Below are 23,397 nucleotides of genomic sequence, written 5' to 3'. Positions count from 1 at the left end.
GGACGGAGACGAACATGCCGAGCAGCAGCCCGGACAGCGCCTCCAGGATCTGGCGGTGCGTCATGGGCACCTGTTCGGCGCCCGGGGCGGTGCGGCGGACGGGTGACGGCGGCTGCCGGCCGGGCATTACCCGTACCGCGTCCCACCAGGAGGCCACCGGATGGACCGCGACACCGTGACGGCGCGAGTACGGGCCGCGAAGGCCCCTCCGGCCGACGTACGGCGCCGGCTCCCCCGTACGGACGCGGTGCTCGCCGACCCCCGGCTGGCCGGGGCCGCCCGGCGCCTGGGCCGCGCCCTGGTGAAGTCCGAGGTGGTCCGGGCCCTGGAGCGGGCCAGGGCCGGCGAGATCCCCCCGGAGTCCGTCGCCGGCGCCGCGGCCGAGGCGCTGCCGGCGACGGCCGGAGGGCTGCGGCCGGTGGTCAACGCCACCGGTGTGCTGCTGCACACCAATCTGGGCAGGGCCCCGCTGTCCAGGGCCGCCCGGGAGGCGGTGGACGCCGCCTGCGGTCCCACCGACGTGGAGCTCGACCTGGCCACCGGCGACCGCTCCCGGCGCGGAGCCTCCGCCCTGGACGCCCTGTGCGAGGCGGTGCCGCACGCCGAGGCCGCCCATGTGGTCAACAACGGCGCGGCCGCCCTCGCCCTGGCCGCGACCGCGCTCGCGGCGGGAAAGGAGATCGTCGTCAGCCGGGGCGAGATGGTCGAGATCGGCGACGGCTTCCGCCTGCCCGACCTGCTGGTCTCCACCGGCGCCCGGCTGCGCGAGGTCGGCACCACCAACCGCACCTCGCCCGAGGACTACGCGGCGGCGATCGGCCCCGACACCGGCTTCGTGCTGAAGGTCCACCCCTCCAACTTCCGCATCACCGGCTTCACCCGTTCGGCCTCCGTGGCCGATCTGGCCCGGATCTGCCCTCCCGGCGTCCCCGTAGTCGCCGACATCGGATCCGGGCTGCTACGCCCGGAGCCGGTGCTGCCGGACGAGCCGGACGCCTCCGGCTGGCTGCGCGCGGGCGCGTCCCTGGTCACCGCCAGCGGCGACAAACTGCTCGGCGGCCCGCAGTGCGGCCTGCTCCTGGGCCGGACCGGTCCGGTGCGGCGCCTGGCCCGCCATCCGCTGGCCCGCGCGCTGCGGGTGGACAAGCTGACGCTGGCGGCGCTGGAGGCCACGGTGCGCGGTCCCGAAACCCCCGTCCACACCATGCTCCGCACCGATCCGGAAGACCTGCGGGCACGCGCCGAGCACCTCGCCGCCGAACTGCGCGGCGCGGACGTCGAGGCCCGCGCCGTGGACAGCGAGGCCGTCGTCGGCGGGGGAGGGGCGCCCGGTGTCGCACTGCCCAGCGCGGCGGTGGCCCTGCCCGAGGAGTGCGCCGGGCCCCTGCGGCTGGGCGATCCCGCCGTCCTGGGGCGGGTGGAGGGCGGACGGTGCCTGATTGACCTGCGTACCGTCCCGCCGGAGCGGGACGTGGACGTGGCCGATGCGGTGCGGCGGGCGGCCGAGGCCGCCGCGAACGGCCGGGGGCTGGGGTGAGAGGGGACGTGCACGTCATCGCCACGGCCGGCCACGTCGACCACGGCAAGTCCACCCTCGTCCGGGCGCTGACCGGAATGGAGCCCGACCGCTGGGAGGAGGAGCGCCGCCGCGGCCTCACCCTCGATCTGGGCTTCGTGTGGACGTCCCTGCCCGGAGCCGGACGGATCGCCTTTGTCGACGTGCCCGGCCACGAGAGGCTGGTCGGCAACATGCTGGCCGGAGTCGGGCCCGTACCGGCCGTTCTGATCGCCGTCGCCGCCGACCAGGGCTGGCAGCCGCAGTCCGAGGAGCATCTCGCCGTCCTGAACGCGCTGCGGGTGCGGCACGGCGTCCTCGCCGTCACCCGCGCCGATCTCGCCGACCCCGGCCCGGTCCGTGACGACGCGCTCGCCAGGATCGCCGAGACCTCGCTGGGGAAGATCGAGGCCGTGCCCGTCAGCGCCGTCACCGGCGCCGGAGTGGAGGAACTGCGAGCTGCCCTGGTCCGGCTGACCGCCGCGCTGCCCGAGCCCGACCGGGCCGCCGACGTACGGCTGTGGGCGGACCGTTCCTTCACCGTGCGCGGCCGCGGCACCGTGGTGACCGGCACGCTCGCCGCGGGCACCCTCCGCACCGGCGACCGCCTCCTCCTCGCCCGCGACGACCGGGCGGTGGTCCGTGTACGCGGGCTGCAGTCCCTCAAGGAGGAGCGCGAGGAGGTGGGTGCGGTCGCCCGCGTCGCGGTCAACGTGCACGGCGCCGGAGCCGAGGCGCTGCGGCGCGGCGACGCCCTGCTCGCCCCCGGCCGCTGGATCACCACCGGCCTGCTGGACGTACGGCTGCACGGCGACCCGGCGGACGATCTGCCCCGGCACCTGGTGCTGCACGCCGGTTCCGCCGCCGTCCCCGCCACCGTACGGCCGCTGGGGGCGGACACCGCCCGCCTGACCCTGGCGCGCCCCCTGCCGCTGCGGGTAGGTGATGTGGCACTGCTGCGCGACCCCGGGCGGCACCGGATTCCCGCCGGGATCACCGTGCTCGACGTCCGCCCGCCCCGGCTGGAGCGGCGCGGCGCCGGACGGGCCAGGGCTCGCGAGCTGGAGACGGCGGCCGGCGTGCCGGACGGCGCGGACCAGGTACGGTGCCGGGGGCTGGTACGGCGCGCCGAACTGCGGGCGATGGGAGTGCGGCCCCCGTACGAGCCCGTGGCCGGGGACTGGATCGCCGACCCCGGCCACTGGGCCGGGCTGCGGCGCGCACTGGCGCGGGCCGTGGAGGAGCACGCGGCCCGGCATCCGATGGACCCGGGACTGCCCGCCGAAGCCGCCCGCCGCGCCCTCGGTCTGCCCGAACGCGCCCTCGTCCGGGCCCTGGTGGCCGCCGGGCCGCGCCCCCCCCTGGAACACCGCGACGGCCGGGTCTACGGCAGTACCGCCCGCCCCCGTCTGCCGCCCCGGGTGCGCGAGGCGGTGGACGCCGTACGCGCCGAGCTGCGCGCCGCGCCCTTCCGCGCCCCGGAGGCGCACCGGCTGGCGGAGCTCGGCCTCACCCCGAACGCGGTCGCGGCGGCCGTCGCCGCGGGCGAGCTGCTCCGGATCGGCGACGGGATCGTGCTGCTGCCCGGTGCCGACGACCGGGCCGCCGCACTGCTGGCGCGGCTGGAGCAGCCCTTCACCACCAGCGAGGCGCGCCGCGCCCTGGACACCACACGCCGGGTCGTGATCCCCCTGCTGGAGCACCTGGACGCAAGCGGTCTGACGGCCCGTCTGGACAACACCCGGCGGCGCTGCGAATCTCCGGCCGGACAGACGGCCGGCGCACCGGACGGCTGACGCGCCGTCCCGCCGGTCGCACCGGCCCACTACGCTCCCTGCGCGAAGCGTCAGCGCGAGAAGGGGGCTTGCCGATGTCCGGCCACCACTGCGGCGATCGGTGCGGCGGCGCGATCGGGGCGAGGACCGGTGTGTGTGCGCGGGCTCGTCAACGACGGGGACCCGCGAGTCGAGGCGGTCGAACGGCAGCTGGGTCCGGAACTGGTCGAGCCGCTCCCCCCGGAGCGGCTGCGCTACCTCGCGGTCCTGGCCGTCGCGGTGTGTGACGAGCACGGTGACCGCGGCCGGTTCGTACGGGACGAGGGGCTGGCCGGGCACACGGGGCGCACCCGTTCGGCGCGCGCGGAGCGAGGCCGCGCCACCCGCGTGCTCGCGGGCGTCCTGGCAGGGGTCTTCCTGTTCCTGCTGCTGGTTCTGGCCGCCGCGGTGGCCGCCGCCGTCCTCGCCCTGTGGCGCGCCGTGCTCTGAGCCCGGGGCGGGCTGCTCCGAACGGGCCCGGGAAGTGGTGGAAGCGCGGGACGCCACCGAGGCTGGGAAGTCGACCGCACCCCCGGAGAGGTGATTCCCATGCCCGTGCCCCCCATCGACCGCGGCGACCTGGGCCTGCTCGTCCTCAGAGCGGGCGCGGGCGGCGTTCTGTTCGCACACGGCACCCAGAAGCTCTTCGGCTGGTTCGGCGGGAACGGACCGGAGGGCACCCGGGAGGCGATGGAGTACATGGGCTTCACGCCCGGCAGGGCGAGCGCGCTCGCCGCCGGGCTGACGGAGGCGGGCGGCGGCGCGCTGCTGGCCCTGGGCCTGGCCACGCCGGCCGCGGGAGCGGCGGTCGCGGGCACCATGACAGGGGCGGTGTCGGTCCACGCCCCGTCGGGCTTCTTCGTCACCGAGGGCGGCTACGAGTACCCGGCCTTCCTGGGCTTCGTCGCCACCTGCCTGAGCATCACCGGGCCGGGACGCCACTCCCTGGACCATGTGCTGGGCCACCGCCTCAACCGCCCCTGGGTGATGGCGGCCGCCTTCGCGGCGAGTACCGCGGCCGCCGCCGTCGTCCTGCGCCGCCGGGCGGGCGCGCTCGGCAGTGGACCGGAGCAGGCGACGCCTCCCGGCGCGGGCCCCGTCCCGGACTGACGGAGGCGGCACCACTTCCGAGGGGGCGTCCGGCGCAGGGCGCGGAGCCGTTGTCAGTCGCCGGCGGAGTAGCTGACGGGTTGTGGTGTGACCGAGGTGCGCGCCAAAGGGGCAACGAGACGGCGTCGCCACGCCCTGGTGACCACGGCGGTGACCATCGCCCGTCAGACGCTGCTTGACCCTGCCGCTGGCGGCAGGGTTGCACGATGACCGGCATGAACAGCACCACACCGCAGAGCAGCAGGATCGTCGCCGTCACCGGAGCCGGCACCGGGATCGGCCGGGCCACCGCCCGCGCCTTCGCCGCCGAGGGCGCCCATGTGGTCGCGATCGGGCGGCGGGCCGAGCCCCTCAAGGAGACCGCGGCCAGGCACGACCGGATCACGCCGCTGGCCGCCGACATCACCGCCGGGGGCGAGCCGGATCGGATCATCCGGGCCGTGCTGGAGACACACGGCCGACTGGACGTGCTGGTCAACAACGCAGGCATCGTGCGCAGCGGCGCCCTCGGCACGCTCACGCCGGAGATGATCACAGCTCAGCTTGCCACCAACCTCGTCGCCCCCATCCTGCTGACCCAGGTCGCGCTGCCACTCCTGGAGAAGTCGGGCGGGGTGATCATCAATGTCAGTACGTCGGTGGGGCAGCGGGCCTGGCCCGGCAACTCGGTCTATGCGGCTACCAAGACCGCTCTGGAGCTGCTGACCCGCAGCTGGGCGGTCGAGCTGGCACCCCGCGGGATCCGGGTGGCGGCGGTCGCCCCCGGCGCGATCGACACCACCATCGGCGAGCACCAGGGCCTGACGCCGGAGCAAAGGGCAGCGGTGCGGGAGTGGCAGCTGGCGCGCACCCCACTGGCCCGGATCGGCCGGGCCGAGGAGGTGGCCTGGGCGGTCACCTGGCTTGCCGCGCCGGCCGCGTCGTTCGTCACCGGAGTGGTACTCCCGGTCGACGGCGGAGCGGTCGTGGCGTGATAGGAGTGGCCCGGGAGGTGGGACGGGTGCGGATCGGTGAGCTGGCCGGGGCGACCGGGACAACCGCCCGTGCGCTGCGGCACTACGAGCAGGCCGGACTGTTCTCCTCGCAGCGGGCCCCAACGGCTACCGCGTCTACGACGAGCGGGCGGTGGTGCGGGTCCGCAATATCCGCTACCTGCTGGCCGCCGGGCTCACCCTGGACGACGTGCGGGTGTTCCTGCCGTGCCTGGACGGCGATGTGGCCGCCGCACCGCCCTCGGAGAAGGGCCTGCGGGTCGCGTTGGAGCGGCTGGCGGTCCTCAATGAACGGATCGCTGCCCAGACCGAGGCCCGCGACCGGCTGGAAGCCGCGTTGCGACAGGCGACCGGTGGCCGGATCCGCCCAGTGGCCTGAACGGGAATGAGCCGCACTGGTCTTCGTGGAGTCCCTGAAGCCCGGTCACGCTTCCAGGCGCGAGGAGAACCACGAGCAATGCCGGCACCCCGTAGATATCCCGATGAGCTGCGTGAGCGCGCGGTGCGCGAGGTCCGTTCGACGAGTACGAACAGACGTACCAGGCATAACTGGACGAAGTCTCACAGATCGCTTGATCACACGATCGCGGACTCCACGGAACTCGGGGCAGCTCACTCCGACGTGTTTTCGCCGGCGTCGAGGAGCTCGGTCACGAGCCGACGGGCGTACGCGGCATCGAGTCCGGCCGGGCGGAAGAGGATGCGGTACATCATGGGAGCGACCACGCGATCCATCGCCGTCTCGACATCGGGAGTTCTCTCCTCGCGGCCGATCGCGCGGGCGAGTATGACGTCGATCTGTTCGGCCGCGTAGGCAGAGCACTGGCCGGCGTTGCCGCCGTCCCGGTCGCCGAGCAGAGCGTCACGGATGTAGGCGCGGCCGGAGGGGGACGACATCTCGTCGAGGAACTGTTCGGCCCAGGCCGTCAGGTCGGACAGCAGGTCGCCGTGGTTCTCCGGCGCCGTGTCGGGCCGCAGGCGCTCCACCGCGACGTCCGACAGCAGCTCCTGAAGGTCGCCCCAGCGGCGATAGATCGTCGAGGGGGTGACTCCGGCGCGCCGGGCGACCAGAGGGACGGTCACCGCGTCGCGGCCCTGCTCCGACAGGATTTCGCGGACAGCGGTGTGCACCGAAGCCTGGACCCGTGCACTGCGCCCGCCGGGGCGCGCCATCGGCTTGCGACTCATGACTCCAACCTAAAGCACCGATATTGCGTTCAGGGGGAGTGCGCCGGCTCGACGGCGGCGCCAGGGCCCCTTGCCGGTCTCCTCGCTGCGGGCAGCCGGTCCTGATCCCGACCGGAGCCGAACGCATACGGGCCGGGGCGGACGTTTCCCCCCCGGCCCGCATGCCGTTCTCAGGCGGTCGGCGCGAGCGGTCGGGCGGACTGCGTCCGCTCGTAGGCGTGGCCCACCCGCAGCAGCTGCCGCTCGCCGAAGGGCCGTCCGAGCAGCTGCATGCCGATCGGCATGCCCGCCGTGTCGTGGCCCACCGGGACGGACAGGGCGGGTACTCCGGTGATGTTGGCCGGGGAGGACAGACGCACGTAGGCGTCGGAGACGGCCTCGGTCGAGCCGTCGGACCAGTTGACACTCTCCTGACCGGCCCTCACCGCGGCCATCGGAACCGCCGGGGCGGCGATCACGTCGACCTTCTCCAGGATGCGGGCCCATTCCTCCCGCATGAGCGTCCGGGAGCGCTGGGCACGCAGATAGTCGCCCGCGCCCATCAGCTCACCGGCCTCCAGGAGGATGCGGACGTCCGCCTGGTACAGCTCGGGGACCGTACGCAGCGTGCCCTCGTGGTAGGCGGTGGCCTCCGGCACCATCAATCCCCACTGGGTGGCCTGGACGTACCTGGTCATCGGGATGTCGATCTCGACGAGATGGGCGCCGAGCGTCTCCAGCCGCGCGATGCCCCGGCGGACGGTGGTCTCCACCTCCGCGTCGACATGGTCGAAGTAGTAGTTGCGCGGCACCCCGACACGCACTCCCGCCAGGTCCGGCTCCCGTTCCGGCCGGTAGTCGACGGCGGGGGTGTCCAGCGAGGCGGGGTCACGCGGGTCGTGCCCGGCGAGGACGGTCAGGACCAGGGCTGCGTCCTCGACGGTGCGGGTGATCGGTCCGACGTGGTCCAGTGACCAGGACAGTGGCGTGACGCCGTGGCGTGGCACCAGCCCGTAGGTCGGCTTGAGGCCGACCACCCCGTTCAGCGCGGCGGGAACCCGGATCGACCCGCCGGTGTCGGTACCGAGGGCGAAGGTCGCCGCCCCGGCCGCCACCGCGACGGCGGACCCGCCGCTGGAGCCTCCCGCGACCCGGCCGCGGTCCCAGGCGTTGCCGGTCTGCGGGGTGATCAGGCCGTAGGCGAACTCGTGGGTGTGGGTCTTGCCGACCAGGACGGAGCCTGCGGCCCGCAGCCGGGCGGCGACCGTGCTGTCGGTGGCGGCGCGGTGGCCGGCCCGGACCCGGGAACTGGCGCTGGTGGCCGAACCGGCGACGTCGATCACGTCCTTGAGCCCGGCCGGGACGCCGTGGAGTAGCCCCCGGAACACGCCGCGGGCCGCTTCCCGCTCGGCCTCCCGCGCCGCGCCGCGGGCCTGTTCAGCGGTGACCGCGACGTACGCCTCGACGTGCGGGTCCACCTGGTCGATGCGGTCGAGGACCGAGTCCACCAGCTCGACGGGGGACAGCCGGCGGGTCCGGATCTGCCGCGCGGCGTCGGCCAGGGTCAGCTCATACGGCTGCATCGTGCTTCTCCTTTCCGGCGCGGTAGGCGCCGGCGGGCGGGGTGTCCCCGCAGTCCAGCTCGCGCAGGACCGCTACGACGGAGTGGATGTGGTTGGCGGTGGCGGCGACCGCGGCGTGGCGGTCACCGGGCAGAGGAAGTCCGGCACGGGCGGCCCAGCGGGCGACCTCGAGAGGTGTGAGTTCAGCTGAGGGCATGCGGTTTCTCCTGGTCAGGGGGCATGGAAACGAAGCCTCCGCGCTAAAAGCTAACAGTTTGCTTTAGTCCGACGGTATGTCTATGGTCGGGCTAAAGCAAATACGTTGCGTTTACGGGGGGCCTCATGCCCGATGTCATGTCCGACGCGCCCGCGCACGTCGCTCACCAGACCACCCGCACCCGTGCGAAAAGGCGCACGCGCAAAGCTTCTTTCGCCCTCAACGTTTCGGTACTCGCGGCCCTGCTGGCCGCGTCCAGCGCCCCGACCCCGCTCTACCCTCTCTACCAGGACCAGTGGGGCCTCTCCGCGCTCGCCGTCACCGTGGTCTTCAGCGCGTACGCCCTGGCCCTGTTGCTTGCCCTGCTCACCACCGGAGCGCTCTCCGACCACCTGGGGCGACGCCCCGTCCTGGCAGGCGCCCTGCTCATCGCGGCTGCTTCCATGGTCCTTCTGGCCTCAGCGGACGACGCGAGCTCCCTGACCATCGCCCGGGTCCTGCAAGGAGTGGCCACGGGCGCGGCCATCAGCGCCGCGGGCGCGGCGCTCCTCGACCTGGAAAACCCCCGGCGCCCGGGCCGGTCCGCCCTGGCCAACAGCGTCACCCCGGTCGCCGGCATGGCCGCCGGCGTGCTCGTCTCCACCCTGCTCGTCCGTTTCGCCCCCGCCCCCACGGTCACCGTCTACGCACTGCTGGCGGCGTTGTTCCTCGCCCAGGCGATCGCGGCCGCCTTCACCACGGAGACGGCCCGCCGCCACGCGGGAGCGCTGCCGTCGCCGCGCCCGCGGGGCGACATCCCGCCCCCGGCCCGCCGCACCCTGCTGGCCGCGGGTGTCGCTGTCGGTGCCGTCTGGGCGCTGGGCGGCTTCTACTCCTCCCTCGGCCCGGCCCTCGTGCACCTGGTGGCCCCCGACGCCCCGCAAGCAGCCCGCGGCATGGTCTTCTTCACCCTCAGCGCCACCGCCGCGCTCACGGTATGGGCGCTGCGGCGAAGGACGCCCCGCGCCACGGCGATCGGCGGCTGCATATCCGTCCTGCCCGCCGCGGCCCTGACCCTGAGCGGTCTGCACGGCACCGGGTTGCCCGCCGTCCACGGCGGCGCGGCACTGGCCGGCATCGCCTTCGGCGCCGTTTCCCAGGGAGTGCTGCGCATGCTCCTCGCCCCGCTCGACGAGCGGGACCGCGCCGCGACACTGGCCGCCTACCACATCCTCAGTTACCTCTCCATGAGCCTGCCCGCCGTCGCCGCGGGCGCCGCTGTCCAGCACTACGGGCTGGAGGCCACCTCACATGCCTACGCCATCACCGCAGCCCTCCTCGCCCTGGTGGCGCTCACCGCGTCACGACGCGGGGCGGCCCGCCCCGAAGCCGACCGCTCCCACTGAAGACAACGAAGGAACCGACACGATGCACACCTCCCCCGCCGCCACCCCCGTTCCCTCCTGGACCGTGGGCGGCGTCACCGTCCACCGCGTCGACGAGGTCGCCCTGCCGCCCGCGACCGGGCCCTGGCTGCTGCCCGACGCCACCCCTGAGGTGGTGACCGCCCAGAACTGGCTGCACCCCCACTTCGCCGGCCGGGACGGGATCCTGCACATCGACAGTCACAGCTTCGCGTTCGTCGTGAACGGGCTGCGCGTTCTGGTCGACACCGGCATCGGCAACGGCAAGGAACGGGCCAACCCGGCCTGGCACAACCTGCGGACCGACTTCCTGGAGCGTCTCACCGCCGCCGGTTTCCCCCCGGACTCCGTCGACCTGGTGATCCTCACGCACCTGCACGCCGATCACGTCGGCTGGAACACACGGCAGGTGAACGGTGAATGGGTCCCCACCTTCCCCGGCGCCCGCTACCTCACCTCCCGCACCGAGCGGGAGTTCTGGGCCACGTACGACATGGAGGAGGCACGCGAACAGATGTTCCGCGACTCCGTGATCCCGGTCGAACAGGCGGGTCTGCTGAGCACGGTCGACGTCCCGCACGAGGGAGCCGAGATCGCCCCCGGCCTGCGCTTGGTCCCGACACCCGGCCACACCCCCGGCCACGTCGCGGTGGAACTGACCGACCGGGGGGAAACGGCGCTGATCTCCGGCGACTGCGTCCACCACCCCGTCCAGCTCGCCCACCCCTCCATCGGCGCCTGCGTCGACATCGACCCGCGGCAGTCCGAGGCCACCCGCCGCAAGCTGCTCGGCTCCCTCGTCGGCACGGACACCCTCCTCCTCGGCACCCACTTCGCACCGCCCACCGCCGGCCGAGTAGTCGCCCATGGGGACGCCTTCCGGTTGGATACAGCCCTGTGACCTGTGGTTTCTCAGCAAAGCAGGACCGGTTGTACCAGCTGATGGCAATACATGCCAACCGATGCCCTCAGGGCCCCTGCGGGGGGCACGGGCCGGGACGGGGGAGCACACCTGTGGCCCGGCCCCTGTGATGGTGGGGCCGGGCCGCCGAGTTCGCGGACGGTGGGCGCTCAGTCCTGCAACTGATGCGCCAGGAGGAGGGCGAGGGGGCCTGCGGGGAGCAGGAAGCGGCCCTCCCGGTCAGCAGCAGTCGCGGCCGGTAACGGCGGCCGCACGGGGGGCGGCCGTTGACCTGCGCCAGGCGCAGGAACCGCACCGGGCGGGCCTGCCAGGTGAGTTCCTGGATGCCGGGGTAGAGGGTCAGCGAGCAGTCTCCGTGCTCACACAGCCGGGTGCACGCCCGCTCCGAGCCAGGCCTGTCCACCCACCAGTCCAGCACGAACTCGGCTTGCTGCGGGCCGAGCACGGAGGCCACGATGCGCACCCCGGCCCGGATCCACCGGACCGCCGCCTCGGGGCTCAGCGCCGCGTACCCGTCCCGGCGCGTGGCCGTTTTCGGCGCGCCCGAGTAGGTGCTGATCGCCTCGCACCACACCCCCTGCCGGACCAGCGGGACGGGGCAGAGGGAGGGGGAGGCGGTCAACGGGCCGGCCTCCCCTCGTGGCCGAGGTGCCGCAGCAGCCACCGGCAGTCCAGCGCCAGGAGCCGCACTTGGTCCACCGCCGAACGCAACCCCTCTCCCAGCCCTTCACGGGACTGGGCTGCGGCAGCAGCCGCCCGAGAGGACTCGACGGGCGCGGCGGGCAGCAGCACCCGAAGGTGGTGCTGCAGCTCGGCCTCAAGCGTCTGGAGGTCCTCGTAGCGGGGAGGGACACGCTCTGCGGCCATGGCCCGGTCGATGGCGTCTGTGACGGGGCACCTGGTGGTGAGGGGAACGGGCACGCGCAACGTCATGATCGGCCCTCCTGTACCCGCCAGGAGAAAGGGGATCATGGCGTGGCCTGCGGGAGGCTGCCCCACGCTGCGCCTCGGCCACCGCCCGGGCCCGTCCGGCCCCGGTCACGCCGACCACCAGGCGGTCGCTGTACCCGGCGCCCTCGACCCGGTGGCCCATCGCCTCGTCGAAGCACGGGGGCACGGCCGCGCCGTACACCGTGGCGGTGCCCGCATACCGGCGGCCGGGCAGGTGGAGGTTGCGGCGGGAGCCGTGCTCGAGCCACACCAGAGCCCCCAGCTCACGCAGGGTCCGCACGTGGCGCTTCACCGTCGGCTCCGACAGGCCGAGCCGGGCCGCGGTGCCGGCCAGGTCGTAGATGACCCGGCCCTCGACGAAGTCCATGCGGCGCGCCAGGTCCTCGGCCACGCGCACGGTCGTCGCCGAGGCGCGCGGGTGCAGGCCGGCGTCGACGAACCAGCGCACCACCCGCCGCCAGGCACGCGGCTGCGCACGGCGCGACGCCGTGGTGGTGGCCTCCTGCTCCTCCCGGGGCACGGGCGTCCACGCGGGCAGGGGCGAATCTGGGCATGCCAAAGCAGGCCCGTGTACGCTGCGCAAAGGCAGTCCTTGCTTGCTACGTGGGGAACTGTTGATCAGCGGGCCGTGAACCCGCTGGTACTCACGGCCGGGCGGTCACCACACCGCTCGGCCGTACGTGTGCCTGGAGCTACTCTTCGGCCGGCTTATCTCGTGCCTTCCGCTTCCTGGGGCTGGCCGTCTCACCGGCGATGATCTGCCGGACGCGCCCGAAGCTGATGTCCAGCAACTCGCCGATCTGCTTGTACGTCAGTCCCTTGCCGCTGTCGTACAACTCGGCCAAGGCCTGCTGACGCATCTCACGCACCCTGGAATGCGCGTCCGGCCACTTCTCGAGCAGTTCCGTTAGGCGCCGCTCTCTCTTCCGCGTCGCCGGTGACGCCGAGTGCGTCGATCGAGTCCAGCACCCGCTGCACCTCCTCGTCTGTCACGCCACTCCCTTCCGAAGGGAGCGTGGCCTACCCGGCTCTTCTCGTTGTAGGGAACCCTGCAATTCAGGTGTTGGCCACGCTGCCAATGCCTTGATCAACAACACAACGGCCCCGGCGGAGCACCACCTCCGACCGGGGCCAGCCATCCACCTGACGACCCCAGGAGATGACCATGCGCGATCGTATCCGCGCCCGCTGCCGCCCCGGCGGCCCACCACCCCCGAAACTCCGTCCCCGACACGGACGAAGCCTTACGGCGGGCGACGACCTGCACCGTGCCCACCGCCCGCGTCCTGGCCGACATCGCCGACCGCCTGACCCGGGTCAACCCCGACCGGCTGATGGACGAGGGCGCGCTGCGGCTCCTGGCCCACCGGACCGCCGACCGCCCGCCGCCGCTACGCGCGACTGCTGCGGGAGGTGTGCGCCGGTGCCTGAGCAGCAGCCGGGACCCTGCCCCTCGTGCGACGGCGATGCGGGCCGCACCGAGGAACCAAACCGGTGAAAGGTGCCCTCATCGCGGACGTGGTGCTGCTTGACTGCACCGTCAACGGGGATGTCGCCGATCCGGCCACTCCGCTATCCCACGCGGCGCTCCCGCATTCGTACGTCGAGGGCCGCCGGCCGAGCGAGGAGGAGCCACCGGGGCCGGCTCCCGAACCGGAACCGGGCGCACGGGCGCGGTGAGCGGCGGCGGACCGCCGGCCCGGCGGGCGGCCGGCGGAGGCGGATGGGAATCGAACCCACCTGTCCGAGATCCTCGGACACCTCGGTTTTGAAGACCGGGAGGGCCACCAGGCACCCTTACGCCTCCATGCCGCCGGGGCACTCGTTCCCGGCCGTGGATCATCCAAACGCCGCCACCCGGAGGGAGTCAATCCCCTCCGGCGGCGTTTCGGCCGGCGGCGGCGGGGCAGTCAGTGCCGCGACGCCCGGCACGGGCCGGTGAGAGGGGATCGCGATGTACACCCGGAACGAGACGGACGGCCACCAGGACGGCGGTGCGGTCGAGGAGCCCGTACGGCTGACGCGGTACGCGCACGGCGGCGGCTGCGCCTGCAAGATCCCGCCCGGCGAACTGGAGGAGGCCGTCGCCGGACTGACCGGGGTCTCGCCCGCCGGGCCCGCCGGCGAGCTGCTGGTCGGGCTGGACACCGGCGACGACGCGGCCGCCGTACGCCTGCCCGGGCCGGAAGGCGGTCCCGCCGTCGTCGCCACCGCCGACTTCTTCACCCCTGTGGTGGACGACCCCTACCACTGGGGGCGCATCGCCGCCGCCAACGCGCTGTCGGACGTGTACGCCATGGGCGGCCGCCCCCTGGTGGCGGTGAACCTGCTGGGCTGGCCGCGCGGGAAGCTGCCGTTCGAGCTGGCGCGGGAGGTGCTCAGAGGCGGGCTGGAGGTCGCCGGGCAGGCGGGCTGCCACGTCGGCGGCGGCCACAGCGTCGACGACGTCGAGCCCAAGTACGGCATGGCCGTCACCGGGATCGCCGACCCGGACGCGCTGCTGCGCAACGACGCCGGACGGCCGGGGGTGCCGCTGTCGCTGACCAAGCCGCTGGGCCTGGGCGTGCTCAACAACCGGCACAAGGCCACCGGCGAGTTCTTCGGGCACGCGGTGGAGACCATGGCGGCCCTCAACCGGGAGGCGGCGCAGGCGGCCCTGGCGGCCGGCGTGCGGTGCGCCACGGACGTCACCGGCTTCGGGCTGCTGGGCCACCTGTACAAGACGGCGCGCGCCTCGGGGGTGAGCGCCGTGGTGGACTCGTCGGCTGTCCCCTATCTGGACGGCGCGCGGGAGGCGGTGCGCGACGGGTACGTCAGCGGCGGCACCCGCCGCAACCTCGACTGGGTCGCCCCGCACACCGATTTCGGCTCCGCTGACGAGCACACCCGGCTGCTGCTGGCCGACGCCCAGACCTCCGGCGGCCTGCTGGTGGCGGGGGAGATCCCCGGCGCACCCGTGATCGGCGAACTGGTCCCGGCGGGGGAGCACGCGCTGGTGATCCGCTGACGGGGACCCGCCGGGGGCGCGGGCGGCACATGCTCTCCGTGCCGTCCGCGCCCCCGGCGGGCCGTCACATGTCCCGGCCCGTCTCCTCGGTGATCCCCGACCGCACCTGGTACTCGCGCACCAGGTCCAGCAGCTTCGGCCCGCGTGGCCGCCGCCCCGGCCGGATGTCGCACGCCAGCGCCTTGGTCTCCTGGATGTGCACGTTCGGGTCCAGTGCCACGTGGAACAGTTCGTTGGCCGAGTCCCCGCGTGAGTAGCCGTTGGGGCCCCAGTGGTAGGGGAGTCCGATCTGGTGCAGGGTGCGGCTCCGCACGGTGAGCGGCGACATCCGGTCGGTCACCATCACCCGGGCCTCGATCGCGGAGCGTGCGCTGACCACCGTGGCCCAGCCCATGTGCTCCAGCCCCCGCTCGGCCGCCAGCTCCGGCGAGACCTCGCAGAAGAACTCCGGCTGGAGCTCGGACAGGTACGGCTGCCACCGGGACATGCCGCCCGCGGTGTGGTGCTCGGTGAGGCGGTAGGTGGTCGCCACGTACGGGAACACGTCCGAGCCCGGTTCCGCGCCGACGGGCTGGTAACGGTTGACCGGGTGCGGCTTCCCCAGCATCCGGACGGGATTGCGCTGTTGGCGGTAGAGCGGGTTGGCGAACGGCGTCTCCTGCGGTTCGTAGTGTGCTGGAAGCGGTCCGTCCAGCAGGCCGGTGGGCACGTACAGCCATGCCTTGCCGTCGGCCTGCATGATGAAGGCGTCGGTGCCCGACAGGGCGTCGGGCCCCTCGGCGTCCTCGACCGGTACGTGGTCCGGGCGCCGCTCCTCGGGGAAGTCCGGGACGTCGTGCCCGGTCCAGCGCCCTTTCTCCTCGTCCCACCACACCAGCGCCTTGCGTTCGCTCCACGGCCTGCCCCCGGAATCCGCCGACGCCCGGTTGTACAGGATCCGGCGGTTGGCGGGCCAGGCCCAGCCCCACTCGGGGGCCACCCAGTTCTGCTGCTCTCCCGGTTTGCGGCGCGCCGCCTGGTTGAGGCCGTCGGCGTAGACGCCGCAGTAGATCCAGCAGCCGCACGCCGTCGAGCCGTCGCCCCTGAGCTGGGTGTAGGAGGACAGCGGCCCGCCCTCGGAGTCGGAACCGTTGATCTCGGCGAGGACGGCCTCGGCATCCGGCTCGGCACTGTCGCCGCGGACCGGGTAGTCCCAGGTCAGGTCCAGGACCGGACGGTCCCTGTCGCTGGTGGAACCGGCCAGCTTCTCCCGGATGATCCGCCCGAGGTGGTACATGAACCACAGGTCGCTGCGCGCGTCCCCGGACGGTTCCACCGCCTTGTGGCGCCACTGGAGCATGCGCTGGGTGTTGGTGAAGCTGCCCTCCTTCTCGGTGTGCGTGGCCGCGGGCAGGAAGAACACCTCGGTGCGGATGTCCTCGGTGCGCAGCTCGCCCGACTCGATCTCGGGGCCGTCCTGCCACCAGGTGGCGCTCTCGATCAGGGAGAGGTCGCGCACCACCAGCCAGTCCAGGTTCGCCATGCCCAGGCGCTGCATCCGGCCGTTGGCGGAGCCGACGGAGGGGTTCTCGCCCATCAGGAAGTAGCCCTTGCAGACCCCGTCCAGCTGGTTCCGCACGGTGGTGTAGGTGTCGTGCGAGCCGGTCAGACGCGGCAGGTAGTCGAAGCAGAAGTCGTTCTCCTCCGTCGCGGCCGGCCCCCAGTACGCCTTGAGCAGGCTCACCAGGTAGTCGCGCATGTTGCCCCAGTAGCCTCGCTTGCCCGCCTCGGCGTCGATGAAGGTGTCCAGGTCCGTGCCGGTGTGGGCGTGCGGCATGGGGATGTAGCCGGGCAACAGGTTGAACAGCGTCGGGATGTCGGTCGACCCCTGGATCGAGGCGTGCCCGCGCAGGGCGAGGATTCCGCCGCCCGGGCGCCCGATGTTGCCCAGCAGGGTCTGGAGGATCGCCGCGGTCCGGATGTACTGCACCCCGACCGTGTGATGGGTCCAGCCGACGGCGTAGGCGATCGCCGTGGTGCGGTCCCGGCCGGAGTTCCCGGTGATCAGCTCGCAGACCTGGAGGAACGTGTCGCGCGGTACGCCGCAGACCTCCTCGACCAGCTCCGGCGTGTACCGGGCGAAGTGCCGTTTGAGCACCTGGAAGACGCAGCGCGGATCGCTGAGCGTCTCGTCTCGCCGGGGCTTGCCCTCGCCCAGGTCAGCGCCGCTGGAGCCGTGGGACTCGCCGTAGGCCTCCTCGGAGAGTTCGTCGACGCTCTCGTCGGAGGGCGCCTCGTCCTTTCCACCGGTGTCCGGATAGTTCTGCTCGCGGTGCCCAGAGGCGGCCTGCGTCCGCATCCCCTCGTACTGCCAGGTGCTCGCGTCGTACGTGCGGTGCTCCGCGTCCAGTCCGGAGAATACGCCGTCGAGGTCCTCGGTGTCGCGGAAGTCCTCGCGCAGGATCACCGGTGCGTTGGTGTACGCCAGCAGATAGTCACGGAAGTACTTCTCCTCGCTCAGAACGTGGTTGATGATCGCGCCGAGGAACGCGATGTCACTGCCCGCCCGCAGCGGCACGTGGATGTCGGACAGCGCGCTGGTGCGGGTGAACCGCGGGTCGACGTGGATCACCTTCGCGCCCCGGGCCTTGGCCTCCATCACCCACTGGAACCCGACCGGGTGGCACTCGGCCATGTTCGAGCCCTGGATGACGATGCAGTCCGAGTTCTGCAGGTCCTGCTGGAAGGTGGTCGCGCCGCCGCGGCCGAACGAGGTCCCCAGACTGGGGACCGTGGAGGAGTGTCAAATACGTGCCTGGTTCTCGATCTGTACGGCGCCCAGCGCCGTGAACAGCTTCTTGATCAGGTAGTTCTCCTCGTTGTCGAGCGTGGCGCCGCCCAGGCTCGCGAAGCCCATGGTGCGCCGCACCCGCTTCCCGCCGTGCTCCTCCTCCCAGCCCGACCGGCGCGACTCGATCACCCGGTCGGCGATCATGTCCATCGCCGTGTCCAGGTCCAGCCGCTCCCACCCGGTGCCGTGCGGCCTCCGGTAGAGCACCTGCTGGACACGGGCCGAGCCGGTGGTCAGCTGGAGGCTGGCCGCGCCCTTGGGACACAGCCGCCCCCGCGAGACCGGTGAGTCGGGGTCGCCCTCGATCTGGGTGACCTTCCCGTCCTCGACGTAGACGTTCTGGCCGCAGCCGACCGCGCAGTAGGGGCAGACGGACTTCACCACCCTGTCGGCGGTCTCCACCCGCGGCGTCAGGTTCGCGGTGCGCTCGCTGCTGGCCGCCGTGCCGCGGCCCAGCGGATCGTCACCGGTGAGCTGCCGGTACACCGGCCAGGAGTTGATCCAGGTTCGGATGCCCACGTCTGCCGTCCTCGCTGAACTCGTGCCACTGGTCCGCGGTGCGACCGCCCGCGCCGCCCCCGCCGGGGACGGCACGGAGCACCCTGTCACCGGTATTCCGGGGTACCCGGGGCCTCGGCCGTCAAACCGGCCTTCACACCGTCGGCCCGCCGTCCTGTCCGTTCACGCCCTCCACACCGTCCGCTCCGCCGGGATGCTCGCGGCGGCGTTCCCGGGCGCGGGCCCGCAGCCGTTCGCGCTGGGGCAGGACCGTGTACTTGGGGTCCTCCGCGGAGGCTACGCCCGCGGCGAAGACGCCGAACCGAAGGGCCGCCGAACCGGCCAGCAGAGCCACGCCCGAGAGCGCCGCGGCCGTCCGGCTGCGCCGTCCGGCCAGCAGTCCGGCGGCCGCGCCAGCCGCGGTGAGGACCTTGGAGGCGCGCATCAGGGCCCCGGACCTGCCGCGCTCCAGCGGCTCGGCGGCCAGACCCATACGGCGGGTCATCACCGCCGTGGCCCCCAGTTCGAGCGCGGCCCCGAAGACGGCGGCCCGGCGGGCCGGGCCGGCCTGCTCCACGGGAGCGGTGAGCATGCCCAGTCCGGCGGCCGCCGCGGCTCCCGAACCGGTGAAGACGAACGGCAGTTCGCGGTAGCCCTCGTGCCAGGACGGCACGGCCGTGTCGGCGATCAGCACGGCCGTGTATGAGGCCACGGCCGGGCCCAGTACCGCGGCACCGGCGGTGGCCGCCGCACCGGAGCGCCGGAACAGGCCGGTCGCGTCGGTGACGGCGGACACCCCGGCGAGCGGGCCGTAGGCGGCCAGGATCCAGGAGCCCATGCTCATGGGGGAGGTGGGCTTGGCGACCCGCAGCATGTTGTAGAAGCGCCCGGGGCGGCCCAGGTCGTGGATCAGCGCCACGGTGGAGGCGGAGATGGCCCCCAGCGCCCCGATCTTCGCCGACCGGGCCAGAGTCCGGCGCCCGGTGACGTGCGCCCCGGCGGCCAGCAGGGAGGAGCCGCCGGCCAGGCCGCCCAGGAAGAGGTACCCCCCGATGTCGAGGGCCTTCCAGGTGGGCCGGTTGAGGATCGGCATGCCGTAGTACGAGGTGAACCCGGCCTCGGGGACGACCGGCTGCTCTCCGCGCCGGCGCCTGCGGCGGTGTCTGCCGCCACCCTGGCCGGTGGCGGCCGTACGGCCGGGGTGCTCGCCGTCCGTCTCCGCTCCGCCGGGGCCACCGGGGGTGACCGGGCCCGGTACGTTCGGCTCGGGGGTGCTCACCGGCGCCTCCCCGTGAAGCAGGCGGCCACCCCGGCGGCCATTGCCGCCGCCGCGACCGCGGCGTACCGCCACATCGACGGCAGGTCACGGGTGGTCACCACCGGGTCGGGTGGCATGCCGTAGGCCTCAGGCTCGTCCAGCAGCAGGAAGAACGCGCCGTCACCGCCGACGCCGTCGCCCGGGTCCTCGCCGTACAGCCGGGCGTCGGGCACGCCCGCGGCATGCAGCTGCGCGACCCGGGCGGCGGCCCGCTCCCGCAGCTCGTCCAGCGGGCCGAACTGGATGGAGTCGGTGGGGCACGCCTTGGCGCAGGCGGGCTCCATCCCCGCGCCCAGCCGGTCGTAGCACAGGGTGCACTTCCAGGCGCGGCCGTCGCCCTCGCGCTGGTCGATCACCCCGTAGGGGCAGGCCGGTACGCAGTAGCCGCAGCCGTTGCAGATGTCCTCCTGGACGACGACGGTCCCGAACTCCGTGCGGAACAGCGAGCCGGTGGGGCACACGTCCAGGCAGGCCGCGTGGGTGCAGTGCTTGCACACGTCCGAGGCCATCAGCCAGCGCAGCTCGGTGCGCCCGTCGGGCGCGATCGGGGAGATCTCGCCGGCGGGGGCGCCCGGCCCGGCCCCCGCCGGGGTACCCGGCTCAGGGGTTGTGGCGCCCAGGCGCTCCGCGGCGGCGAAGGCGTCGAAGTCGCCCATACCGTCCGCGCCATCGGCGCCGCCCAGGGCTCCGTGCACCACGCCCGGCTCCTGGCTCCCCAGGGGCTTGCGCTGTTCGATGAAGGCCACGTGCCGCCAGGTGGAGGCGCTCAGCCCCTGGGAGTTGTCGTAGGACATGCCGGTCAGCTCCAGGCCGTCCTCGGGCACGGCGTTCCACTCCTTGCACGCCACCTCGCAGGCCTTGCAGCCGATGCAGATCGAGGTGTCGGTGAAGAAGCCCACACGCTGCGGGTGGTCGCGGTGGCCCGCGGCCCCCGCCGCGTCCGGCTGTGCGCCGTGGAGCAGACCTCCCGGGGCGGACGGCCCGGTCTCCCCGGCCTCCCCGGTCTGTGCGGCGGTGTCGGTCATACGGAGCCCCTGTCTCCCTTCCGGTGCGCCCGTCGGCGGCCTCGCTGTCCACGGGTCCCCGGGAGAGGGCCGGGTGAAACGGGGCCGTCCGTTCCTCCGTCCGCGGAAGGAGGTCCCGGGCCGCGCACCCGCCTCTGGGGGATTGCGCGAATGGCCCCCGGCGCGGATGCCCCGGCGCGGGCGGGGTGATGGAGTGGGGAGCGTGCACAGTCATACGTCCCGCCCGGTCGCGGCCGGGCGGAGAGTGAGGGTCTGCGCCGCGTTCGGCCCGGGGACCGGCACGCCGACACCGCCCACCTGCTGCACGGCCTGGTCGAGTCGGACCCGGCCGTACGGGCGGCTCTCGGCGGTACGGAGCGCCTGACGGGGGTCCTCGGCTATCTGGCGCAGCGCAGCATCGGTTACGGGCCGCGCTGGCAGCGGGCTGTGGAGGACGCGGCGGGCACGGCAGACGTGACGGATGGGGCGGCCGCGGAGGCATCGGTCGCCGCGCCGGGCGGTGTCCCCGGCTGGTCCCCCGCCGCCGCGGCGGCGCTGGAGGAAACCCTCCGCCGGGCACGGGCACGGGTCCGAGGGCGTGGCCCCGCTGGACGCGCTGCTCGCCGATCCGTGCTGCCGGGCGGTGGAGGTGCTGCGCCGCGCGGGCATCGTACCCGTACCCGGTCCCGACTCCGCTTCCGCTCAGGCCTTTGCGGGATCGGTGACGCGGGGCGCCGGGGACCGATCCCCGAAGTTCTGTCAGGGGCACAGCCGCTGACGCACCTGTCGGGCGCTGGCATGATGGGCCGGTGCATGCTCCCGCCTCCCCGGCCGCCCCTTCGAGGGCGAGCGCCGGTCTCACCCTCGCCCTCTTCTCCGCCCTCGCCTTCGGCGGCTCCGGCCCGGCGGCGAAGCCGCTGATCAACGCCGGGCTCGACCCGCTGCACGTGACCTGGCTCAGGGTCGCGGGCGCCGCCGTCGTGCTGCTGCCGCTGGCCTGGCGCCACCGCGGTCTGCTGCTGCGGCGGCCGGCGCTGTTGGCCGGGTTCGGGCTGCTGGCCGTCGCGGGCGTACAGGCGTGCTACTTCGCGGCGATCTCCCGCATCCCGGTCGGAGTCGCCCTGCTGGTGGAGTACCTCGGGCCCGCGCTGGTGCTGGGCTGGGTGCGCTTCGTCCAGCGCCGTCCGGTGAGCCGGGCGGCGGGGGCCGGGGTGGTGCTCGCTGTCGGCGGCCTGGCGTGCGTGGTGGAGATCTGGGCCGGGCTCGGCTTCGACCTCTGGGGGCTACTGCTGGCGCTGGGCGCCGCCTGCTGCCAGGTCGGTTACTTCGTCCTGTCCGCCCACGGGACCGGCGAACCCGGCAAGGGCCCCGGCAGGGACGGGGTTCCCGACCCGCTGGGCGTCATCGCCCACGGGCTGCTCATCGGCGCACTGGTGCTCACCGCCGTCGCCCGGCCCTGGGAGATGGAGTGGTCGGTGCTGGGCGGGAGGGCCGAACTGGCGGGCCTCCCGGCATCCGGCGCACAGGTGCCCGCGGCCGTACTGCTGGGCTGGATCGTGCTGGTGGCGACCGTGGCCGCCTATCTGACTGGGGTGGTGTCGGTGCGCAGGCTCTCGCCTCAGGTGGCAGGGGTGGTGGCCTGTCTGGAGGCGGTGGTGGCCACCGTGCTGGCCTGGGTGCTGCTGGACGAGCGGCTGTCGGCGGTGCAGCTGCTCGGCGGTGCGGTGGTGCTGGCGGGCGCGTTCGTCGCGCAGCGCGCCACGCCCGCGGCTCCTCCCGCACCGCCCCCCGGGCCGGTGGCCGTAGGGGGCCGCGAAGGGGCAGCCACGGGTGAGGGAGGGCGCGCGGAGCGGCGGTTGTCGCGGGACATGCCCGCACCGTAGGGTTCGGGCATGCATTCGACCGTGCTTCCCCCGCCCGCCGCCTAGGGCGGGCCGCTAAGGAGAACCGCGCCGGCGTCAGCGCCGCCGCGCAGGTCATCGCTGCCCGCGTACGGGATCACATGACGACTTCCCGATACACGCGGAGAACCCACACGTGTCGAAACCCACCTCTGCCCTGTCCTCCGCCGCGCCCACCGGCGGACTGTCCGTCGGGCGCGGATTGCTCTACCTGGTCGTCGCCGGAGTCGCCTGGGGTACTGCCGGAGCCGCGGCCGCCCTGCTGTACCGCGCCGGCGACCTGGGGCCGATCGCCCTGTCCTTCTGGCGCTACGTCGGCGGGATCGCCCTGCTGCTGGCATTCCTCCCCCTGCGCCGCACCGCCCGCCCGGGAGGCCGCCGGGGCCGTGCGGCCCCGGCCCCGCCCGAGCCGCGGCGCCGCCGGGTGGGACGGATCGTGGCCACCGGGCTGGGGCTGACGGTCTTCCAGACCGCCTACTTCGCGGCCGTCCAGGCCACCGGGCTCACCGTCGGCACGGTCGTCACCCTCGGCGCCGGGCCGGTGCTGATCGCACTCGGGGCCAGGCTCACGATGGGCGAGCGGCTGGGGCGCGGCGGCCTGGCGGCCGTGGCCGGTGCGCTGGCCGGTCTGACGGTGCTGTGCCTGGGCGGCGACGAGGCCACGGTGCGGCCGCTGGGCGTCGGCCTCGCGCTGCTGTCCGCCTCCGGTTACGCCGCCGTCACCCTGCTGACCCGGTGGATGGGCCGCAACGGCGCGGGCGGCGACCCGTACTCCACCACCACCTGGGCGTTCGGTGTCGGAGCGGTGTGCCTGCTGCCCCTGGGACTGGCCGAAGGGCTGCTGCCGCACACCGCCGAGGACCCGCTGTGGGTGCTGTTCCTGCTGGTGTACACCGCCGCGGTGCCGACGGCGCTGGCCTACGCGCTGTACTTCGCGGGGGCGGCGGTCGTACGGTCGGCCACCGCCTCGGTGATCATGCTCATCGAGCCGGTGAGCGCGGCCGTGATCGCCGTTGTGCTACTGGGCGAGCGGCTGACCGCGGCGACCGTCGCGGGCACCGCGCTGCTGCTCACCGCCGTGACGGGGCTGGCGATCGCCGAGGCGCGGCTGGCCTCCGGGGCGCGCCGCGCGGCCGCCTCGGGCGC

At 73.7% G+C, this 23,397-nt stretch carries 20 protein-coding genes, 1 tRNA gene and 1 pseudogene; 11 read left to right on the top strand and 11 right to left on the bottom strand.

What is annotated here, in order from left to right; all coding sequences use genetic code 11:
* Positions 1-160: 160 nt before the first annotated feature.
* The 6 genes and pseudogenes from selA to LJ221_RS14105 all read left to right on the top strand — a co-directional run bounded on the left by selA (position 161) and on the right by LJ221_RS14105 (position 5,850).
* On the top strand, positions 161-1,537 hold the full coding sequence (selA, locus tag LJ221_RS14130; RefSeq protein WP_241716927.1) for an L-seryl-tRNA(Sec) selenium transferase: 1,377 nt from the start codon (positions 161-163) through the stop codon (positions 1,535-1,537).
* Between the two features lie 8 nt (positions 1,538-1,545).
* Entirely contained in the window at positions 1,546-3,351 is a 1,806-nt protein-coding gene (locus LJ221_RS14125) for a selenocysteine-specific translation elongation factor (protein WP_241716925.1), read from the top strand.
* Positions 3,352-3,486: 135 nt separating this feature from the next.
* Entirely contained in the window at positions 3,487-3,819 is a 333-nt protein-coding gene (locus tag LJ221_RS14120; RefSeq protein WP_241716923.1) for a hypothetical protein, read from the top strand.
* Positions 3,820-3,918: 99 nt separating this feature from the next.
* A complete protein-coding gene (locus LJ221_RS14115) occupies positions 3,919-4,479 on the top strand; it encodes a DoxX family protein (protein WP_247720018.1) in 561 nt (186 codons plus the stop codon).
* Between the two features lie 206 nt (positions 4,480-4,685).
* A complete protein-coding gene (locus LJ221_RS14110; protein WP_241716921.1) occupies positions 4,686-5,453 on the top strand; it encodes an SDR family NAD(P)-dependent oxidoreductase in 768 nt (255 codons plus the stop codon).
* Between the two features lie 26 nt (positions 5,454-5,479).
* Positions 5,480-5,850: pseudogene (locus LJ221_RS14105) on the top strand (MerR family transcriptional regulator).
* A 233-nt stretch (positions 5,851-6,083) separates the two neighbouring features.
* On the opposite strand, the gene LJ221_RS14100 reads toward LJ221_RS14105, so the two are convergent.
* The 3 genes from LJ221_RS14100 to LJ221_RS14090 form a co-directional block, all read right to left on the bottom strand.
* The gene (locus LJ221_RS14100) at positions 6,084-6,659 is read right to left on the bottom strand and encodes a TetR/AcrR family transcriptional regulator (RefSeq protein WP_241716918.1); all 576 of its coding nucleotides are present in this window, start codon (positions 6,657-6,659) and stop codon (positions 6,084-6,086) included.
* A gap of 170 nt (positions 6,660-6,829) precedes the next feature.
* Complete coding sequence (locus tag LJ221_RS14095; RefSeq protein WP_241716916.1) at positions 6,830-8,221, bottom strand: amidase; 1,392 nt, start codon at positions 8,219-8,221, stop codon at positions 6,830-6,832.
* Positions 8,208-8,417, bottom strand: a complete 210-nt coding sequence (locus LJ221_RS14090) for a hypothetical protein (RefSeq protein WP_241716914.1) — start codon at positions 8,415-8,417, stop codon at positions 8,208-8,210. Before LJ221_RS14090 ends, LJ221_RS14095 begins: the two co-directional genes overlap by 14 nt.
* 125 nt (positions 8,418-8,542) lie before the next feature.
* On the opposite strand from LJ221_RS14090, the gene LJ221_RS14085 reads away from it, so the two are divergent.
* The gene (locus LJ221_RS14085) at positions 8,543-9,802 is read left to right on the top strand and encodes an MFS transporter (protein ID WP_241716912.1); all 1,260 of its coding nucleotides are present in this window, start codon (positions 8,543-8,545) and stop codon (positions 9,800-9,802) included.
* Between the two features lie 22 nt (positions 9,803-9,824).
* Positions 9,825-10,721 (top strand): MBL fold metallo-hydrolase, encoded by an 897-nt coding sequence (locus LJ221_RS14080; protein WP_241716909.1) that lies wholly within the window; start codon positions 9,825-9,827, stop codon positions 10,719-10,721.
* A gap of 67 nt (positions 10,722-10,788) precedes the next feature.
* On the opposite strand, the gene LJ221_RS14075 is transcribed toward LJ221_RS14080, so the two are convergent.
* The 5 genes from LJ221_RS14075 to LJ221_RS14055 all read right to left on the bottom strand — a co-directional run bounded on the left by LJ221_RS14075 (position 10,789) and on the right by LJ221_RS14055 (position 13,500).
* A complete protein-coding gene (locus LJ221_RS14075; RefSeq protein ID WP_241716908.1) occupies positions 10,789-11,364 on the bottom strand; it encodes a hypothetical protein in 576 nt (191 codons plus the stop codon).
* Positions 11,361-11,609, bottom strand: coding sequence for a DUF6415 family natural product biosynthesis protein (locus tag LJ221_RS14070; RefSeq protein WP_241716906.1), 249 nt, complete (start codon positions 11,607-11,609; stop codon positions 11,361-11,363). The genes LJ221_RS14075 and LJ221_RS14070 overlap by 4 nt, the downstream gene beginning before the upstream one ends.
* Entirely contained in the window at positions 11,560-12,213 is a 654-nt protein-coding gene (locus LJ221_RS14065; protein ID WP_241716904.1) for a hypothetical protein, read from the bottom strand. The genes LJ221_RS14070 and LJ221_RS14065 overlap by 50 nt, the downstream gene beginning before the upstream one ends.
* Positions 12,214-12,385: 172 nt before the next feature.
* The gene (locus LJ221_RS14060) at positions 12,386-12,553 is read right to left on the bottom strand and encodes a sigma factor-like helix-turn-helix DNA-binding protein (RefSeq protein ID WP_241716902.1); all 168 of its coding nucleotides are present in this window, start codon (positions 12,551-12,553) and stop codon (positions 12,386-12,388) included.
* An 854-nt stretch (positions 12,554-13,407) separates the two neighbouring features.
* Positions 13,408-13,500 (bottom strand) — tRNA-Sec (locus LJ221_RS14055).
* 147 nt (positions 13,501-13,647) lie between these two features.
* On the opposite strand from LJ221_RS14055, the gene selD reads away from it, so the two are divergent.
* Complete coding sequence (gene selD, locus LJ221_RS14050) at positions 13,648-14,700, top strand: selenide, water dikinase SelD (RefSeq protein ID WP_241716900.1); 1,053 nt, start codon at positions 13,648-13,650, stop codon at positions 14,698-14,700.
* Positions 14,701-14,764: 64 nt separating this feature from the next.
* On the opposite strand, the gene fdh is transcribed toward selD, so the two are convergent.
* From fdh to LJ221_RS14035, 3 genes are all read right to left on the bottom strand, one after another.
* Complete coding sequence (gene fdh, locus LJ221_RS14045; RefSeq protein WP_241716898.1) at positions 14,765-18,049, bottom strand: formate dehydrogenase; 3,285 nt, start codon at positions 18,047-18,049, stop codon at positions 14,765-14,767.
* A gap of 133 nt (positions 18,050-18,182) precedes the next feature.
* Entirely contained in the window at positions 18,183-19,307 is a 1,125-nt protein-coding gene (nrfD, locus tag LJ221_RS14040) for an NrfD/PsrC family molybdoenzyme membrane anchor subunit (RefSeq protein WP_241716896.1), read from the bottom strand.
* Positions 19,304-20,371, bottom strand: a complete 1,068-nt coding sequence (locus tag LJ221_RS14035; RefSeq protein WP_241716893.1) for a 4Fe-4S dicluster domain-containing protein — start codon at positions 20,369-20,371, stop codon at positions 19,304-19,306. Before LJ221_RS14035 ends, nrfD begins: the two co-directional genes overlap by 4 nt.
* Before the next feature lie 788 nt (positions 20,372-21,159).
* On the opposite strand from LJ221_RS14035, the gene LJ221_RS14025 reads away from it, so the two are divergent.
* Positions 21,160-22,233 (top strand): DMT family transporter, encoded by a 1,074-nt coding sequence (locus tag LJ221_RS14025; RefSeq protein WP_241716891.1) that lies wholly within the window; start codon positions 21,160-21,162, stop codon positions 22,231-22,233.
* Positions 22,234-22,387: 154 nt separating this feature from the next.
* Positions 22,388-23,397 (top strand): DMT family transporter (locus LJ221_RS14020; RefSeq protein WP_241716889.1); only part of this gene is annotated, 1,010 nt, incomplete at its 3' end.

Origin of the sequence: Streptomyces sp. CNQ085, assembly GCF_022614595.1 — a bacterium.
GTDB lineage: Bacteria > Actinomycetota > Actinomycetes > Streptomycetales > Streptomycetaceae > Streptomyces.
The sequence above is the reverse complement of the archived record's forward strand: the minus strand, read 5'-3'. Positions and strand labels throughout refer to the sequence as shown.